At 65.2% G+C, this 18,065-nt stretch carries 14 protein-coding genes; 6 read left to right on the forward strand and 8 right to left on the reverse strand.

Annotated elements, in window-relative coordinates; genetic code table 11:
* Positions 1–57: 57 nt before the first annotated feature.
* Both ACFLEY_RS44600 and ACFLEY_RS44605 read right to left on the reverse strand, forming a co-directional pair.
* The gene (locus tag ACFLEY_RS44600) at positions 58–1,428 is read right to left on the reverse strand and encodes a glutamate--cysteine ligase (protein ID WP_028173709.1); all 1,371 of its coding nucleotides are present in this window, start codon (positions 1,426–1,428) and stop codon (positions 58–60) included.
* A 96-nt stretch (positions 1,429–1,524) separates the two neighbouring features.
* Positions 1,525–2,022 (reverse strand): MarR family winged helix-turn-helix transcriptional regulator, encoded by a 498-nt coding sequence (locus ACFLEY_RS44605; RefSeq protein ID WP_011083982.1) that lies wholly within the window; start codon positions 2,020–2,022, stop codon positions 1,525–1,527.
* 126 nt (positions 2,023–2,148) lie between these two features.
* Here ACFLEY_RS44605 and gstA point away from each other — a divergent pair, with 126 nt between their 5' ends.
* Both gstA and ACFLEY_RS44615 read left to right on the forward strand, forming a co-directional pair.
* Positions 2,149–2,763: a glutathione transferase GstA gene (gene gstA / locus ACFLEY_RS44610; RefSeq protein ID WP_011083981.1), complete on the forward strand. Its 615-nt coding sequence runs from the start codon at positions 2,149–2,151 to the stop codon at positions 2,761–2,763.
* A 228-nt stretch (positions 2,764–2,991) separates the two neighbouring features.
* Positions 2,992–3,300, forward strand: a complete 309-nt coding sequence (locus tag ACFLEY_RS44615; RefSeq protein ID WP_038965291.1) for a hypothetical protein — start codon at positions 2,992–2,994, stop codon at positions 3,298–3,300.
* Positions 3,301–3,748: 448 nt separating this feature from the next.
* Here the strand turns inward: ACFLEY_RS44615 and ACFLEY_RS44620 are convergent, their stop codons facing one another.
* The 4 genes from ACFLEY_RS44620 to ACFLEY_RS44635 all read right to left on the reverse strand — a co-directional run bounded on the left by ACFLEY_RS44620 (position 3,749) and on the right by ACFLEY_RS44635 (position 9,554).
* The gene (locus ACFLEY_RS44620; protein ID WP_060909359.1) at positions 3,749–5,962 is read right to left on the reverse strand and encodes an FAD-dependent oxidoreductase; all 2,214 of its coding nucleotides are present in this window, start codon (positions 5,960–5,962) and stop codon (positions 3,749–3,751) included.
* A gap of 20 nt (positions 5,963–5,982) precedes the next feature.
* The gene (locus tag ACFLEY_RS44625) at positions 5,983–7,191 is read right to left on the reverse strand and encodes an acetyl-CoA C-acetyltransferase (RefSeq protein WP_060909360.1); all 1,209 of its coding nucleotides are present in this window, start codon (positions 7,189–7,191) and stop codon (positions 5,983–5,985) included.
* A gap of 70 nt (positions 7,192–7,261) precedes the next feature.
* Positions 7,262–9,052: an acyl-CoA dehydrogenase C-terminal domain-containing protein gene (locus tag ACFLEY_RS44630; RefSeq protein WP_060909361.1), complete on the reverse strand. Its 1,791-nt coding sequence runs from the start codon at positions 9,050–9,052 to the stop codon at positions 7,262–7,264.
* Positions 9,053–9,170: 118 nt separating this feature from the next.
* Positions 9,171–9,554, reverse strand: a complete 384-nt coding sequence (locus tag ACFLEY_RS44635) for a nuclear transport factor 2 family protein (protein WP_060909362.1) — start codon at positions 9,552–9,554, stop codon at positions 9,171–9,173.
* Between the two features lie 193 nt (positions 9,555–9,747).
* On the opposite strand from ACFLEY_RS44635, the gene ACFLEY_RS44640 reads away from it, so the two are divergent.
* From ACFLEY_RS44640 to ACFLEY_RS44655, 4 genes are all read left to right on the forward strand, one after another.
* Positions 9,748–10,338: a PadR family transcriptional regulator gene (locus ACFLEY_RS44640; RefSeq protein ID WP_060909363.1), complete on the forward strand. Its 591-nt coding sequence runs from the start codon at positions 9,748–9,750 to the stop codon at positions 10,336–10,338.
* 372 nt (positions 10,339–10,710) lie between these two features.
* Positions 10,711–14,154 carry a tetratricopeptide repeat protein gene (locus tag ACFLEY_RS44645; RefSeq protein ID WP_060909364.1) on the forward strand — a complete coding sequence of 1,148 codons (3,444 nt, stop codon included), beginning with the start codon at positions 10,711–10,713 and terminating at the stop codon, positions 14,152–14,154.
* Between the two features lie 313 nt (positions 14,155–14,467).
* The gene (locus ACFLEY_RS44650; RefSeq protein WP_028172821.1) at positions 14,468–15,385 is read left to right on the forward strand and encodes a sulfite exporter TauE/SafE family protein; all 918 of its coding nucleotides are present in this window, start codon (positions 14,468–14,470) and stop codon (positions 15,383–15,385) included.
* Complete coding sequence (locus tag ACFLEY_RS44655) at positions 15,382–16,152, forward strand: TIGR02186 family protein (RefSeq protein WP_060909365.1); 771 nt, start codon at positions 15,382–15,384, stop codon at positions 16,150–16,152. The genes ACFLEY_RS44650 and ACFLEY_RS44655 overlap by 4 nt, the downstream gene beginning before the upstream one ends.
* A 115-nt stretch (positions 16,153–16,267) precedes the next feature.
* Here ACFLEY_RS44655 and ACFLEY_RS44660 read toward each other — a convergent pair whose 3' ends face one another.
* Together ACFLEY_RS44660 and ACFLEY_RS44665 are read right to left on the reverse strand one after the other, a co-directional pair.
* Entirely contained in the window at positions 16,268–17,041 is a 774-nt protein-coding gene (locus tag ACFLEY_RS44660) for an MBL fold metallo-hydrolase (protein WP_060909366.1), read from the reverse strand.
* 12 nt (positions 17,042–17,053) lie between these two features.
* A complete protein-coding gene (locus tag ACFLEY_RS44665) occupies positions 17,054–17,995 on the reverse strand; it encodes a DMT family transporter (RefSeq protein ID WP_060909367.1) in 942 nt (313 codons plus the stop codon).
* Positions 17,996–18,065: the final 70 nt, after the last annotated feature.

Here is an 18,065-nt window from a genome sequence, read left to right on the forward strand (position 1 = left end):
CGCCGCAAACCTGTATGGGCGATGAACGGCTTAAGTCCCGGTCGTTGGCCTGTTGGTCTAGAACGCGTACTCCGCGTAGGCCGGTTCCACGGAGCCCTTCCAGGGGCCGTTGAACTTCTCGAGCATTTCCTCGGCCGGCGTGCGGCCGGAATCGATAATGCGGTCGAGCGGCTCCAAATGCCGCGTTTCGTCGCGGCCGAGCTGGTCGATCCGGCCGCGCCGGCGCAGGCCGGCATGTGCCAGAACGAGGCATTCCTTGGCGATCTCGAACAGATAGCGGTCCTTGATCCGCGCCTTGAAGCCGAAGCGCGGCACGTCGTCGCGCAGGGCCTGGCGCTCATGCGCGCTCCAGTGCTTCACCATGTCCCAGGCGGCATCGAGCGACACATCGTCATAGAGCAGCCCGACCCAGAACGCCGGCAGCGCCGGCAGACGGCCCCACGGTCCGCCGTCGGAGCCGCGCATCTCGAGATAGCGCTTCAGCCGCACTTCCGGGAAGATCGTCGAGAGATGGTTGGCCCAGTCCGACAATGTCGGCCGCTCGCCGGGAAGATTGTTGTTGCGGCCGTCGAAGAAGGCGCGGAACGAGGAGCCCGAGACGTCGATGTAGTCTTCGCCGCGCTTGACGAAATACATGGGCACGTCGAGCGCGTAGTCGACATAGCGCTCGAAGCCCATGCCGTCCTCGAACGCCCAGGGCATCATGCCCGCGCGCGCATTGTCCGTGTCGCGCCAGATCTCGGAGCGGAAGGAGAGGAATCCGTTCGGCTTGCCTTCGGTGAACGGCGAATTTGCGAACAGCGCGGTTGCGACCGGCTGGAGCGCGAGCGACACACGCAGCTTCTTGACCATGTCGGCTTCGGAGGAGAAGTCGAGATTGGTCTGCACCGTACAGGTCCGGTACATCATGTCGAGGCCGTACTGGCCGACCTTCGGCATGTAGTTGGTCATGATCTTGTAGCGGCCCTTGGGCATCACCGGGATGTCGGTGCGCGACCAGGACGGCGTCATGCCGAGCCCGAGGAAGCCGATGCCGAGCGGCGCTGCGATCTCGCGCACCTGCGCCAGATGCGCCATCAGCTCGCTCTGGGTCTGGTGCACGTTTTCGACCGGCGCACCGGAAAGCTCGAACTGTCCGCCCGGCTCGAGCGAGATCGCGCCGCCGCCGGTGACGTCGTAGAGGCCGATGATGTTGCCCTTCTCCATGATCGGCTCCCAGCCGAGCAGGAGCTTCATGCCCTCGAGCAGCGCGCCGATGCCGCGTGCGCCTTCGTAAGGCACCGGGCGGTGCCCCTCAAGCGTGAAAGGCGTCTTCTCGTGCTCGGTGCCCATGCGGAATTCGGACGGGTCCTTGCAGCCTTCCTCGAACCACGCAACGAGCTCGTCGCGCGATTGCAACGGCGTCATATCGATCTGGTCTCGCGCCATATCAAACTCTAATCAAAAGCGCTTCGACCGAATGCGCGGGTGACAGGGATGGTCCGCGAACCGACGGGCGCGCGGACGTGCTGGTTTGCCGCGCGATCATCGCGGCGGCGTGCTTTCGTTGACGTTGGCGACGGGCGGAAGCTTCATCTCGCCGCACGAGCAGCCCAGCCGGTCGAGCAGGCCGCTGAGCTTGACGGCATCGGCATCGGACAGCTTCGAGCCGACATATTTCTCGATCGCAGCGGAATAGGCACTCCACATCCGCTTCTGCAACTCGCGGCCGGCTTCCGTGATCTCGACGAACTGTCCGCGCTTGTCGATCTTGCATTCGCGCCGCGAGGCAAGGCCCTCATCGACTAGGCGGTCGATCAGGCGCGAGGTGGAGTATTGCGGGATCAGCATCTGCCGTTCGAGTTCCACCGGCCGCAACTCGCCGGAGGGCGCGCGGGACAGTTCGAGCAGCGCGTCATACCAGGCCAGCGGCGGGAACCCCGCCTTCTTCAGGTCCTGCTCGACGCAGTCGAGCACGCGGCTCTGCACCCGCATCAGGCGGATCCAGGCGGCGGTTGCCTCGGTCGATGGCTTGCGTTTCATGGTCCCGCTCAAACTCGTCGCCCGTCTCTTACCCTACTCGATGCACCTGCATCAATCTTGACTATTGCATGCAGCTGCATGTAGGCGTTCATTCGCCCAAGCCAAGCATCAAGAGGAGGAAATTCCATGAAACTCTATTACTCGCCCGGCGCCTGCTCCCTGTCCCCCCACATCGCACTCCTCGAAGCCGGCCTGCCCTACGAGCTGGTCAAGGTCGATATCCGGGCCAAGAAGCTCGAAAATGGTGAGGATTATCTGAAGCTGAACCCCAAGGGGCAGGTCCCTGCGCTGGGGCTCGACAGCGGTGAGATCGTGACCGAAGGCCCGGTGATTGTCCAGATGATCGCCGACCAGGCTTCTGCCAAGGCGCTGGCGCCGGCCCACGGCAGCGCCGAGCGCTACAAGCTGCTCGAATGGCTGAACTTCCTCACCTCGGAGGTGCACAAGAGCTTCGGCCCGATGTTCGCGCCGGCGCTGAACGACGAGGCCAAGGCGTTCTTCAAGGACCGCGTCATGGGCAAGCTGAAATACATCGACAGCCAGCTCGCCGGCCGCGACTACCTGATGGGCAAGCAGTTCACGGTTGCCGACGGCTATCTCTTCACGATGCTGACCTGGGCCGACCGGATGAAGTTTGATCTTTCGGCGATGCCCAACCTCACCGCCTACAAGACCCGCGTCGCGGCACGGCCGCAGGTGCAGGAGGCGCTGAGGAAGGAAGGCCTCGCGCAGGCAAAGTAAGCGCTCGCAAGACGCAGGCAGCGAAAGGCCGGACCGACGATTCGGCCTTTCTTTTTATGCTGCCGGGCGGCGCGGTAGCGAACCCATTGCGCCGGATCATCGTACCTTAGTTTGACTTATGAACTACTGTTCGCCAAACGTAAGTAGTGCTGTCTTGTCAGCACTCGCAAAGCGGGCGAGCTTGGCTGAATTGTTTGAAGATTTTTTGGGCTCTCATCGGAGTTGAACTTGACGATTGCCTTCGTCCTGATCGTCGCAAGTGCGTTGGTGGGAATCGCGACAGGTTGCGTTTTCAAGATCTGGGCGCTGGTTGTGATCTCACCGTTGATCGCAGTGTTCTCGGCGATAATTCTGCGCGCTTACGAATTCGGGATGATGGCCGGCGTGATCGTCATTGCCATCTGTCTTGCCGTCTGCCAGCTAGCCTATTTCGCGGCAGCCTATGTGCTGCACGCGCGCCACGTCTCATCCCATGACGAAATCGACGGCGAGCCAGGCGAGACAGGCGAGCAGAAAATCCACCGCGAGCACAAGTAACGCCAAGGCTGCCCAAAGCACCGGGCCCTTGCGGCGCAGGCGCGCCGGCTTTTGTTGCGGCGAGAGACGGCCATTCGCGGGCGCAACAGTGTATTTCTCGGTGAGATCGCGGCCAAGCGCGGTCTTCCGCAGCACCAAGGAGTTCATCAAGGACACTTTCTTATTTTCTCTTCAACTCGCCGATGGATCGGCAAGCGTCCCAACCGGGTTCGTGACCCTGACCCGCAGCAAGACTAGTGCCAGGGCCGAGCAAAAGAACGGCGCCGCTTTGGCGCGCCTATGACAATTGCGCGACACCGCGGCAGCGGGGACTCTGGCACGGTTCCTACGCGAATTCTGTGACCGGTTCCACAGATCGGGAACCTCCTGACGCAACCGTGATGACGTCTCCCCAAACAAAAAGGCCGGATCGACGATCCGGCCTTTTTTCTCAAATGGCCTTGGGTGATCAGGCCGCCGCCTTCTTCGGCGCGAAGCGGCCGTAGAAGGTTTCGCCCTTCGCCGCCATCTCCTCAAGGAGCTTCGGCGGCGTGAAGCGCGAGCCGTATTTCGCTTCCAGCTTGTGGCAGAGCTCGACGAACTTCTTCGCGCCCATGAAGTCGATGTAGGACAGCGTGCCGCCGGTGAACGGCGCGAAGCCGAAGCCGAGGATCGAGCCGACATCCGCTTCGCGCGGATCGGTGATGACGTGGTCCTCCACCGTGCGCGCGGCTTCCACCGCCTGCACCACCAGGAAGCGCTGCTTCAGCTCCTCGACGTCGAGCGTGTCGGGGTCGAGCTGCTTCGGCTGGAGCGCCGAGAGGCCCGGCCACAGGCTCTTCTGACCCTTGCCCTTCTCGGGATAGTCGTAGAAGCCCTTGCTGTTCTTGCGGCCGAGTCGGCCCTGCTTCTCGACCATCTCCACCATCAGCTTCTTCTGATCGGGGTTGATGGCGTTCGGACCGAGATCGGCTTCGGTCGCCTTCATGATCTTGAGGCCGAGGTCGAGCGCGACTTCGTCCGACAGCGAGAGCGGGCCGACCGGCATGCCGGCCATCTTGGCGCAGTTCTCGATCATCGCCGGCGGCACGCCTTCCAGGAACATCTCGTTGCCTTCGGCGACGTAGCGGCCGACGCAACGGTTGGCGAAGAAGCCACGGCTGTCGTTGACCACGATCGGCGTCTTGCCGATCTGCCGGACATAGTCGAGCGCGGTCGCGAGCGCGACATCGCCAGTGTTCTTGCCGAGGATGATCTCGACCAGCATCATCTTCTCGACCGGCGAGAAGAAATGGATGCCGACGAACTTGCCCTGGTCCTTGAAGGCTTCCGCGAGCGAGGTGATCGGCAGCGTCGAGGTGTTCGACGCGAAGATCACGTCCGGCTTCAGATATTCCTGCGCCTTGGCGAACGTCTCCGCCTTGACCTTGCGGTCCTCGAACACGGCCTCGATGACGAGGTCGACGTCCTTGAGCGTGGAATAGTCCGCGGTCGGCGTGATGCGCGCGAGCAGCGCTTCGGCATCATTGGGCTTGGCGCGGCCCTTCTTGATCTGCTCCTCGATCACCTTCTGCGCATGCGCCTTGCCCTTGTCGGCGCTTTCCTGGTCGCGATCGATCAGGACGACGTCGAGGCCGGCACGCGCGGAGACGTAGCCGACGCTCGCGCCCATGAAGCCGGCGCCGATCACGGCGATCTTCTTCACCTTGGTTGCGGGCACGTCCTTCGGACGACGCGCGCCCTTGTTGAGCTCCTGCATCGACAGGAACAGGCTGCGGATCATCGCGGCCGCTTCCTTGGAGCGCAGCACCGAGGTGAAGTAGCGCGACTCCACACGGAGCGCGGCGTCGATCGGCAGCTGCAGGCCCTCATAGACGCAGCTCATGATCGCGCGCGCGGCCGGATAGTTGTCGTAGGTCTCGCGGCGATAGATCGCGTTGCCGGCCGGGAACATCATCATGCCGGCCTTGGAGAACACCGGACCGCCGGGCAGCTTGAAGCCCTTCTCGTCCCAGGGCGCGACGGCCTTGCCACCGCCCTTGATCCAGTCTTTCGCGGCCTTGATAAGGTCAGCGGCCGGAACGATGGCGTGGATCAGATTGAGTGCCTTGGCCTTCTCGACCGTGACCGGATCGCCCTTGAGCAGAATGGTCATCGCGTCCTGCGGCGGCACCAGGCGCGGCACGCGCTGCGTGCCTCCGGCGCCGGGGAACAGGCCGACCTTGACCTCGGGCAGGCCGAGGCGCGTCTTGGGATTTTCCGCCGCCACGCGATAGTGGCAGCACAGCGTGATCTCGAAACCGCCGCCGAGCGCGAGGCCGTTGATCGCGGCCGCCCACGGCTTGCTGGAGGTCTCGATCGAGCGCAGCACCTGGGAGAAGCGCCGGCTCTGCTCGAACAGCATCTGGTTCGCGGCGGTCTCGCCCTGCTCCCTGAAGACCTTGGCGTAGGCCTGGTTCATGCCCTCGAGCATCGACAGATCGGCGCCGGCGCAGAACGCCTCCTTGGCCGAGGTGATGACGATGCCCTTCACCGCGGCGTCGGCGGTGGTCGCCTTGACGATCGCATCGAGCTCGCTGGTCGAGGTTTCGTCGAGCACGTTCATCGAACGGCCCGGGATGTCCCAGGTGACGAGCGCGATGCCGTCGGCGTCGGTTTCAACCTTGAAATTCTTGTAAGCCATGTTGGTTGCTCCCCTTCGCCTTAGACGCGCTCGATGATGGTCGCGGTGCCCATGCCGCCGCCGATGCACAGCGTCACCAGCGCAGTGGACTTGTTGGTGCGCTCGAGCTCGTCGAGCACGGTCCCGAGGATCATCGCACCGGTCGCGCCGAGCGGATGGCCGAGCGCGATCGCGCCGCCGTTGACGTTGATCTTGGCGTTGTCGATATCGAAGGCCTGGATGTAGCGCAGCACGACCGAGGCGAAGGCCTCGTTGAGCTCGAACAAATCGATGTCCGACTTCTTCATGCCGGAGCGCGCGAACAGCTTCTCGGTGACGTCGACCGGACCGGTCAGCATCATCGCGGGCTCGGAGCCGATGTTCGCAAACGCGCGGATTTTTGCGCGCGGCTTCAGACCGTATTTGCTGCCCGCGTCCTTGCTGCCGAGCAGCACGGCGCCGGCGCCGTCGACGATGCCCGACGAGTTGCCGGCGTGGTGCACGTAATTGACGCGCTCGATTTCGGGGTGCGACTGCACCGCGACGCCGTCGAAGCCGCCCATCTGCGCCATCATCGTGAACGCCGGCTGAAGCTGCGCCAGCGACTGCATCGTCGTCGCGGGACGCATGTGCTCGTCCTTGGCGAGGATGGTGAGGCCGTTGATGTCCTTCACCGGCACGACCGACTTGTTGAAGCGGCCTTCGTCCCAGGCCTTGCCGGCGCGCTGCTGGCTCTGCACGGCGTAAGCGTCGACGTCGTCACGCGAGAAGCCGTACTTCGTCGCGATCAGATCGGCCGAGACGCCCTGCGGCATGAAATAGGCGGGCACCGCCATCGAGGGATCCATCGGCCAGGCGCCGCCGGAGGCGCCGATGCCGACGCGGCTCATCGATTCGGCACCGCCGCCGATGACGAGCTCATGCTGACCGCTCATCACCTGCGCGGCGGCAAAGTTCACGGCATCGAGACCGGAGGCGCAGAAGCGGCTGATCTGCACGCCTGGCACGGCTTCGCCGAGGCCCGCCTTCAGCGCGGCGAAACGCGCGATGTCGCTGCCTGCTTCACCGACGGGATCGACCACGCCGAGCACGACGTCGTCGACGCAATCTTCCGGCAGGTTGTTGCGGTCCTTCAGCGCCTTCAACGGCACCGCGGCGAGCGCCAGCGCGGTAACTTCGTGCAGCGCGCCGTCCGCCTTGCCGCGGCCGCGCGGGGTTCGGACGTGGTCGTAGATGTAGGCATCTGCCATGGGAGCCTCCTGATTGCAGCTATTGGTTACGACCGCGACGCGATCGGCATTATTGGTGAAGCGAAAATGCTCAGAACGCTTCTGCCGGCAGTTCCATGATGGTGGCGCAGCCCGACTGGATGCGCGCGAGATTGGCCGCGGTCTCCGGCAACATCCGCTCCATGAAGAAGCGGCCGGTGACGAGCTTGGTCGAGAGATAGGGCGTCGCCCCGCTCTCGGCAATCTTGGCATTGGTCACCTTGGCCATCTTCGCCCACATGTAGCCGAGCGCGACGAAGCCGAAGAGATGCAGGTAATCGGTTGCGGCAGCACCCGCATTGTCCGGCTTCATCATCGCATTCTGCATCAGCCAGGTGGTGGCCTGCTGGAGATGGCCGAGCGAAGCCGAGAGCGGGGTGATGAAGGGTTTTAGCGCCTCGTCGCCGCCGTTCTCCTTGGCGAAGGCCATGACCTCGCCGAAGAAGGCCATGATGGCGCGGCCGCCGTCGCGCGGCAGCTTGCGGCCGACGAGGTCGAGCGCCTGGATGCCGTTGGCGCCTTCATAGATCATCGCAATACGCGCATCGCGCACGAACTGCTCCATGCCCTGCTCGGCGATGTAGCCGTGGCCGCCATACATCTGCTGCGCCTGGACAGCGTTGGCGAAGCCGTAGTCGGTGAGGAAGCCCTTCAGCACCGGCGTCATCAGGCCCATATGGTCGTCGGCGGCCTGACGGTCCTTGGCATCCTCCGACCGGTGAGCAACGTCGCTCTTCAGCGCGGTCCACATCACGAAGGCGCGCGCGGCCTCGTTGAAGGCGCGGATCGACAGCAGCGTGCGGCGCACGTCGGGATGCACGATGATCGGATCGGCCGGCTTGTCCGGCGCCTTGGTGCCGGTCAGCGAACGGCCCTGGATGCGCTCGCGGGCATAGGCGACGGCGTTCTGATAGGCGACCTCGGATTGCGCGAGACCCTGCACGGCGACGCCGAGACGGGCCTCGTTCATCATCACGAACATGCCCTGCATGCCCTTGTTCTCTTCGCCGATCAGCCAGCCGGTGGCGCTATCGTAGTTCATCACGCAGGTCGAATTGCCGTGGATGCCCATCTTGTGTTCGATCGAGCCGCAGACCACGCCGTTGCGTGCGCCGACCGAACCATCGGCATTCACCAGGAATTTCGGCACCACGAACAGCGACACGCCCTTGATGCCGCTAGGCGCGCCCTCAATGCGGGCGAGCACGAGGTGGATGATGTTGTCGGCAAGGTCGTGCTCACCAGCGGAGATGAAGATCTTGGTGCCCGTGATCTTGAAGCTGCCGTCGGGCTGGCGCACCGCCTTGGTGCGGAGCATGCCGAGATCGGTGCCGCAATGCGGCTCGGTCAGGTTCATGGTGCCGGTCCATTCGCCCGCCACCATCTTCGGCACATAGGTCTTCTTCTGCTCGGGGCTGCCGTGCACGATCAGGGCTGCGGTCGCCCCCATGGTGAGGCCGCCATACATCGAGAACGCCATGTTGGCGGAGATCTGGAATTCGTTGACCGCCTGGGAGAGCGTCACCGGCAGGCCCTGCCCGCCGAACTCGGTCGGAGCCGACAGACCAAGCCAGCCGCCCTCGGCGACCTGCTTGAACGCGTCCTTGAAGCCCTTCGGCGTGGTGACACTGCCGTCATCGGCGCGCTTGCAGCCTTCGAGATCGCCGACGCGGTTGAGCGGCTGGAGCACCTCTTCGGCGAGCTTGGCGGCTTCGCCTAGGATCGCCTCGCGCACGTCGCTGGACGCATCGGAGAAGCCGGGCAGATTGTCGTAACGATCGATCTGGAAGACGTCGTTGAGCAGGAAATTCACGTCTTCGACGGGGGCTTTATAGATCGGCATGATGGTCTCCCGGCAGGTACCTTGAAGTCATTGGGGCTTGAAGTGACGATGTTCGCGTGATTCCTGCGGCGCAGCCTTTGCCAGCAAGCTTAGCTGCTTCTGCAACCTCAGGGCAGGGTCATGATGGGGCGGCAAGCTGCTCCGCCATCAGGCGGTGCAGCATGTTGATCGCCTTGAGCGGACGCACCATCACCTTGAAATGCGTGATGCGTCCCTCGGAATCGAAAGTGATGATGTCGACGCCGTTGATCTCGATGCCGTCGATCATGGTCTTGAACTCGAGGACGGCGCCATTGGCGCTCGTCCACTCGCCGACATAGGTGAAGCCGGGACCGCCGAGGACCTTCTCGGCGCTCGACAGATATTTGAAGGTGATGTCGCGGCCGCGCTGGGGCGAATGCACCACAGGGCTTTCGAACACGGCATCGGGATGGAGCAGGTCCCAGAGCGCCTTGCGGTCATGGGACTTCATGTAGCCGTACCAGGAATCGAGGCCGGTCATTCTCGGGCGCCTCCCTAAAGGCAAAAAACGCGAAAACAACCCATGCACAGTAGCGAAGAGGTTGATTTTGCTTGATCTTCGGGGCGGGTCTTTGGCCCGCTCCGAAGTTGCCTCATATGCACATTGACGCATATGCGCAGATGCGCATAAAGTCAAGCTGGTTGGTCAAGGTCGAAGAAGGGAGGCCGGTGTCATGGCACTGGGCGACGCAATCCTCGCATGCCTGACGGAACGTCCGATGACGGGCTACGAGCTGGCCAAGACGTTCGATTCCTCGATCGGCTTCTTCTGGAAGGCCGACCATCAGCAGATCTATCGCGAACTCTCCAAGCTGCGCGACCGCGGCTACATCCAGGGCCGCGAGGTCGTGCAGATAGGCAAGCCCAACAAGCTGGTTTATACGCTCACCCCCGAGGGGAGAACAGCGCTGCGGCACTGGGCCGCGCGGCCAAGCACGCCAGCCTCGACCAAGGACGATCTGCTGGTGCGGCTGCATGCGCTCGACAGCATCGATATCGAACCGCTTCGCACCGACCTGATGGCCCGGCTGGAGCACCACCGCGACCGCCACGCCAACTATGAGCGGATTCTGAAAAAGCGATTTCCGGACGGCACGGCGGAGGGCCGGCTCGATCTCGGCAACCTGCTCCTGCTCCGCCTCGGCGCCCGCCACGAGCAGATGGTGGCCGACTTTTGCGAAGAGACACTCGAGGCGCTGTCGACGATGAGCGGCAAGGGCACGGTGGTGCCGCTGGAGGACGGCAAGCGCGAGGGGAAGGGCTGAGGGCTAGATCGGCCTCGGCGGTGCCCGTCACCTCTCCCGCTTGCGGGGGAGGTCGCGCCGAAGGCGCGGGTGAGGGCTTTCTCCTCTTGGGGATCCTCGATTGCGGAAGCACCCTCTCCCCAGCCCTCCCCCGCAGGCGGGGGAGGGAGCGCTCCGACTATGCGGCGAAAGCTGAGGTTCAGTTCGTTGGGTTCCCGCCGCCCAACTTTAAGACACCGGGCCCGCGTTCCTTAACCCGTTATTTACCGTAACAGACAAAAGTCGGTTTTCGAGGCAGACGACCCGCGCCAAATCCGATTGTCTTTGCAACCGGCACGCGTGGGAAGGCTGGAGTCGCCGGGTGGGGCGCCGAAGTCGGAAGCGGACAGAGTCATGAATTCGCGCGTATCGTGGAGTGTTGACGGCATCGATCCCTCCGTCCGGGAGCGGGCCGAAGCTGCTGCGCGCAGAGCCGGTATGTCACTCAACGATTGGCTGAATTCCACGCTCGGCGAAACTGCCCCGCCAAACTTTCGCGGACCTTACGAGCAGCGTCCGCAGCACATGCCGAACCAAGTGCCGAGTCCGGAAAGCCGCGAAGTCGCCGATATCCACCAGCGGCTCGACGCGATCACCCAACAGATCGAACGGATTTCGAAGCCCACCCCTCGCCAGGACTCTTCACGACAAGAGGTCTCGCGCGAGCAGGGCGTCGCACGCCAGCTCAACGACGCGATCTCGCGGCTCGATGCGCGCCTGTCGCAAATCTCAAAGCCGCAGCAGCTGCAACCGCAGCCGCCTCAGGCTCCGCGGCCCGCACCCGTCGAGACGCGCCAGCGCCAGGCCGATGCGGTCGAGCGCGCGGCCGCGCAGGTCTATCGCAGTTCGCCGCCGCTGAGCCCCGCCTCGTTCGACGTTGCCGTCGCCGAGATCACGGCGCGGCAGAGCGAGCTCGACGGCTTTGCGCCCAGGCAGATGCCGCCGCGCGCCGCGCCGTCGATTGCGCCCGCGGCAGCTCCTTTCGCCGCGCCGATGGCGCCACCCGCGCCTGCCTACGCTCCGCCGCCACCGCAGCCGGGGCCGGATTTCTCGTCGCTCGAGCGCCATCTGCTCAAGATCACGAGCCAGATCGAGTCGCTCCAGCGCCCCGACAATACCGAGCAGGCGATCAACGCTTTCCGCAGCGAGCTCGCGGAGATCCGCCACGCCATCACCGAGGCGATGCCGCGCCGCGCGATCGAATCGATCGAAAACGAAATCCGTTCGTTGCACCGTCGCATCGACGAGACCCGCTCGTCCGGCACCGACGGCCAGGTTCTGTCAGGCATCGAGCACGCGCTGTCCGACATCAAGCAGGTGCTGCGCACGCTGACGCCGGCCGAGCAGCTCACCGGCTATGACGAAGCGATCCGCAATCTCGGCGCCAAGCTCGATCTGATCCTGCGCGCCAATGACGATCCGTCCACGGTGCGCCAGCTCGAAGGCGCGATCTCGGCGCTGCGCGGCATCGTCTCCAACGTCGCCTCCAACGAAGCGCTGGCACGGCTGTCCGAGGACGTGCAGCTGTTGTCGTCCAAGGTCGACCAGATCACCCGCTCGTCCGGCCCGGGCGACAGCTTTGCCGTGCTCGAGCAGCGCATCGCGGCACTCACCGCCGCGCTGGAGACGCGCGAGCGGCCTCAGCCCGCCGAGAGCACCGAGCACCTCGAGGCCGCAATCCGTGCGCTGTCGGATCGTTTCGACCGCATGCAGGTCGGCAGCGATTCGGCCTCGACCTTTGCGCATCTCGAACAGCGCGTCTCCTATCTGCTGGAGCGGATCGAAGCTGCCTCCGATCCGCGCAACACCAATCTCAGCCGCGTCGAGGACGGGCTGCACGACATCCTGCGCCATCTCGAACGGCAGCAGGCGACCTATTCCGCGCTCGCCGAGAGCCGCAGTTCGGCGCCGTCCCCCGATTCCGGCATGGTCGATCTCGTCAAGCGCGAGCTCTCCGACATTCGCTTCAGCCAGGCCGAAACCAACCGCAGCACCCAGGACTCGCTCGAAGCCGTTCACAGCGCGCTCGGCCACGTCGTCGATCGCCTCTCGATGATCGAGGGCGATCTGCGCGCGGTGCGCACCGCGCCGCCGGCCCCTGCGCCGCAGCCGATGCCGATGCCGATGGCTGCGCCCATGGAGCCCGCGCCGATGGCGCGCGAAGCTCGGCAGCAAGCACAGCAGCCGAAATACGATCCGAAGCCTGAGCTGCCGAATCCGGCCGCCATGCAGCAGCCGGCGCATTCCGCCTTCGTGGCCGCGCCGCGCGAATTCCACGCCGCCGCGGCACCTGCCGCTCCGCCGCCGGTCCCGATGGCGCCGACGGCACCGCAAGCCGCACCACCCTTGCCGCCGCGCGCGATCAGTGAAATCCTGGAGCCGCATACGGCGCCCGCCCGCGCCGCGTTGGCGCCGGAATTGCCGCCGGATCATCCGCTCGAGCCTGGCACGCGGCCGGGCGGACGCGTCGCCACGCCGTCCGAGCGCATTGCCGCGTCCGAGAGCGCGATCAGCGGAATTCCCACGGCTCCGAAGGAGCCGGTGTCGTCGTCGAGCTTTATCGCGGCCGCGCGCCGCGCCGCTCAGGCCGCCGCCGCGCAGCCGCCCGAGAAGCCGGCCCGTGGCGCCAAGGCCGCAATCGCCCGCGCCAAGGACAAGGGCCAGGAAGGCGCCTCGACCATCACCTCGAAGATCCGCTCGCTGCTGGTCGGCGCGAGCGTGGTCGTGATCGTGCTCGGCACCTTCAAGATGGCGATGAACCTGCTCGATGGCGGCAGCGCGCCGCCGGCGCCGCAGGCGATGGAGAATTCGGTGAGCGAGCCCGCGCCGCAGGCTTCGCCGCCTCCGGTCGAGACCAAGCCCGCCATACCCGAGCAGGTCACGCCCTCGATGACCTCGCCGACGCCGATCGGACGGCAATCCCAGAACAATGCCGCGCCGGCTTCCACGCCCAATTCCGGCAGCTCGGCCTCGGTTGAAATTCCGCCCGCTCCGGCGGCCGTGCCGCCTGCCGCCAGCGACGTCACCGGCGCGCTGTCGGGGGCCAGCCGCGCGCGGCTCGGCCTCGTCCAGGTGCCGCCGAGCGAGAAACTGCCCGACGCTATCGGCGGCCCAGGCTTGCGCACCGCCGCGATGAAGGGCGATGCCACTGCCGCCTACGAGATCGCCGTGCGCTTTGCCGAAGGCAAGGGCGTCGCTGCAAACTACGACGAAGCTGCGAAATGGTACGACCGCGCGGCGCAGGCCGGCGTGATGCCCGCAACCTTCCGCCTCGGCACGCTCTACGAAAAGGGCCTCGGGGTGAAGAAGGACGCCGATATCGCCCGCCGCTACTACACGCAGGCCGCCGAGCGCGGCAACGCCAAGGCGATGCACAATCTCGCTGTGCTCGATGCCGACGGCGGCGGACGCGGCGCCAATTACAAGAGCGCGGCGCAGTGGTTCAGGAAAGCGGCCGACCGCGGCGTCGCCGACAGCCAGTTCAATCTCGGCATCCTCTATGCCCGCGGCATCGGCGTCGAGCAGAACCTCGCCGAGTCCTACAAATGGTTCAGCCTGGCAGCCGCCCAGGGCGATGCGGACGCTGCCGGCAAGCGCGACGACGTCGCCAAGCGCCTCGATCCGCAATCGCTCGCCGCCGCCAAGCTCGCGATCCAGACTTTCAGCGCCGAACCGCAGCCCGACGATGCCGTCAACGTCCCAGCCCCGAACGGCGGCTGGGACAGCGCGCCGCAGGCGAACGCCAAGTTCGCGCCGAAGCCGGTCGCGACGAAGCGGTCGGCGTCAGCGGCGCACTGAGCCGCATAGCATTAGATTGAACCAAGCGGGTCACGGGCTCGGTGCACCTCTCCCGCTTGCGGGAGAGGTCGGCGCTCGCAAGAGCGCCGGGTGAGGGCGTTGACCTCTTGGGGAGTCTCACTGCGGAGGCACCCTCTCCCCAACCCTCCCCCGCAAGCGGGGGAGGGAGCGCACCTTTGTTGTCGCAACGATCGAGCCTAGTTCACACTCTCCTCGCCATCATTCCCCACGCCCAAAATTCCTGATCCGCTCGACAGCGAATTCCGCTATTGAGGGACGCGGCAATCGATCCGTCTGGCCGGTGCGTGGTTCAATGCAGCTCTACCTTCCGATCGCCGATCTTCCGGTCAACGTCTTCCTGGTGCTGGCGATGGGCGCTGCGGTCGGCTTCGTCTCCGGCATGTTCGGGATCGGCGGCGGCTTCCTGATGACGCCGCTGCTGATCTTCATCGGCATCACGCCGGCGGTCGCGGTCGCCTCGGTCGCTAGCCACATCGCGGCGTCCTCCTTTTCCGGCGCGATCTCCTACTGGCGGCGGCGCGCGATCGATCCGGCGCTGGCGAGCGTGCTGCTCTGCGGCGGCGTGACCGGCACAGCATTGGGGGTGTGGACCTTCACGCAGCTCCGCGCGCTCGGCCAGCTCGATCTGATGATCGCGCTGTCCTACGTCGTGCTGCTCACCACCGTCGGCAGCCTGATGTTCTCCGAAGGCCTGCGCGCCCTGATGCGGACGCGGCGCGGCACGGTGCCGCCGCGGCGCACGCACAACTGGATCCATGGCCTGCCGCTGAAGATGCGGTTCAAGCGCTCGAAGATCTATCTCTCGGTGATCCCCGTCTTGATCGTCGGCACCATGATCGGCTTTATCGGCGCCATCATGGGCATCGGCGGCGGCTTCATCCTGGTGCCGATCATGATCTACCTGCTGCGAGTGCCGACCTCGACGGTGATCGGGACGTCGATGGTCCTGACCCTAGTCACCATGCTGTTCGCAACCATGCTGCATGCGGTGACCAACCACCTCGTCGATGCCGTCCTGGCGCTGATCCTGATGGTCGGCGGCGTCACCGGCGCGCAGTTCGGCGCACGTGCCGGCCAGAAGATCCGCGGCGAGCAGCTTCGTTTGCTGCTGGGCCTCTTGATCCTCTCGGTCGGCGTCCGCTTCGCGATCGAGCTGGTGATCCGGCCGGAGGATCTCTTCACCATCCGTGAGCTCGGAGTGAGCGGATGATTCGCGCGCTGCTCGCAATCGTTCTCGTCCTGCTGCTCGGCAGCGCCGCGCGGGCCGAGCGGCTGATCGTGTCGGTCTCCAACCACCGCGTCACGGTGACGCCGAATTATTCCGGCGAGGAGCTGGTGCTGTTCGGCTCGGTCGAGAAGGACGCCACGACGCCCGCGGACCGCACGGCTTACGACCTCGTGGTCACCGTGATGGGCCCGCACGCCGACATGGTGACACGGCGCAAGGAGCGCACCTTCGGCATCTGGATCAACACCGACTACCGGCAATTCCTGCAGGTGCCGAGCTATCTGGCGCTGTTCGCCAACCGTCCGTTCGACGTCATCACCGCGCCCGACATCGCACGGCGGCAGCAGATCGGGCTGAACAACGTGCGGCTGACCCAGCGCGTCAGCGGCGATTATGCCGACGTGGTGCCGAACGACGCATTCCGCTCCGCCTTCATCCGCCTGCGCACCCAGCGCGGCCTCTATCGCGAGGATGCGAGCGCCGTGACGTTCCTGACACCGACGCTGTTCCGCACCGGCATTCCGCTGCCGGCGGAAGTGCCGATCGGCACCTATGAGGTCGAGATCAAGCTGTTCGCGGGCGGCGCATTCATCGGCAGGACCGAAACCGCCTTCGAGATCGTCAAGGTTGGTTTCGAGCAGTTCGTCGCGACGACCGCGCGACAGAACGGCCTGATCTACGGCCTCGCCACCGCGGCCATGGCGCTGATGACGGGGTGGATGGCGTCGATCGTGTTCCGGAAGGATTGAGACTGACATTCCGGGGCGCGCGTAGCGCGAACCCGGAATCCATCGATCGGCGGAGTAGGCGGCGCGATGGATTCCGGGCTCGACGCTTCGCGTCGCCCCGGAACGACGACCTCCATCACGGCGCCTCGATCACCGTCGGCACGCCCGGCTCCAGCAATCGCAATCGCGTCCCGAAACCGAGCACGTCGAAGGTCTTACGCAGGTCCTCGCTGTTCTGGCGGAAATGCGCCCAGCCTTCGGTATGCAGCGGCACGATCATCGCATCGGGAAAGGCCCGTGCGGTCTCGATGGTGTCGTTGGTGTCCATGGTGAGATGGAACGGCCCGCGCGTCTGCGCAGCGCCCGCGAACGGCAGCACCACGCCGCATTTGAATCGGCGCGCGACCTCGGCGACGCCGTCGAACCAGGTGGTGTCGCCGCTGATATAGACCGCGCTTGTGTCCTTGCGGTTTGAGGACACCACGAAGCCGATGACATCGCCCGACAGCGGCTCGATGCCGGCAGGACCGTGACGCGCCGGCGTCGCGGTGATGGTCAGTGAATTGCCGTCACGATCCTTCACATGCGAGGTCGCCCAGGGCGCAAGGCCTTCGGCATGGCCGCCGAGGCGCCTGGCGCCGGCCTCTGTCGTCAGCACGCGCTTCGCATGTTTGAGAAACGCGCGGCCGGAATTGTCGAGATTGTCCGAATGCTGGTCGTGGCTGAGCAGGACCGCATCGACCGGACCGATCGCATCGGCGGTCAGCGCGGGGCCGGTCGTCTTCTCCAGCTTCACATGCGGCAGCTGGTACGCGCCCGGCGCATCGAAGGTCGGGTCGGTGAGGAGACGGAAGCCGTCGATCTCGATCAGCGCGGTCGGGCCGCCGATCAGGGTGATGGAGATGGGCATGATGAACCTTCCTTACGATGCGGCCTTTGACGGAAGCGACTTTGACGAAAACGATTTGGCCGGCCGGGTCACCAGATAGATGCCGAGCGCGACCGGGATGATGCCGAGCAGGTCGCGGGCCTCGACATGCTCGCCGAGCACGAGGAAGGCGAACAGCATGCCGAGCGGCGGCATCAGGAAATGATAGGCGCTGGCAGCGGTCGCGCCACACACTTTCAGGAGATGAAACCAGAGCCAGTAGGCCAGGATCGAGCCGCCGAGCACGAGGAAGGCGAAGGCGCCGATCAGGCTTGGGGTGACATTGATCGCGTGGACGTCGGCGAAGGTGAGCGCGACCGGCGTCAGCACGATGCCCGCTGCGAGATTCTGCACGCCGTTGCCGATCCACAGGCTTCCCTTCGGCGCGAGCAGCTTGAAGAGGATCGTGCCGAGGACGATGGAGGCAAGCGAGGCAAGCGTGAAGACGATGCCGTGCCATGAATCGGTGCCGACCGACAGGCGGTGCCAGACGATTGCCGTCACGCCGATGACGCCGAGCAGGAGACCGCTCGCCTTGCGCCAAGTCATGCCTTCACCAAGCAGCAATGTGGCGAGCGCCGCGGTGAACACCGGATTGGCCGACACGATCAGGCCGCCGAGCCCGGCGGAGACCGATTGCAAGCCGGTGTAGCCGAGCCCGAGATAGAGCGCGTTGTTGGCGATGCCGAGCACAGCGAAGATCGCGACATCGCGCCAGGACAAGGACCAGCTGTCGCCGCGGATCAGCGTCGCACCGAGGATCAAAATGCCGGCGAGCGAGAAGCGCGCGGCGAGCAGGATCAGCGGCGGGCAATGGGTGACGCCGATCTTGCCGGCGACGAAGGCATAGCTCCAGAGCAGGCAGAACAGGCCGATAGCGAGCGGCAGCGTGTTGAAGCGGCTGCGGGGAACGGGAATCGAGGGGGCGAGCGACATGAGGGCATTCTCCAGAGCCCTCGATCTAGGAAGGCGGCTTGCCATTTGGAAATTAAATGATTAACTGCCG

The sequence above is a fragment of the Bradyrhizobium sp. YCK136 genome (assembly GCF_044570075.1).
GTDB classification, from domain to species: Bacteria; Pseudomonadota; Alphaproteobacteria; order Rhizobiales; family Xanthobacteraceae; genus Bradyrhizobium; species Bradyrhizobium diazoefficiens.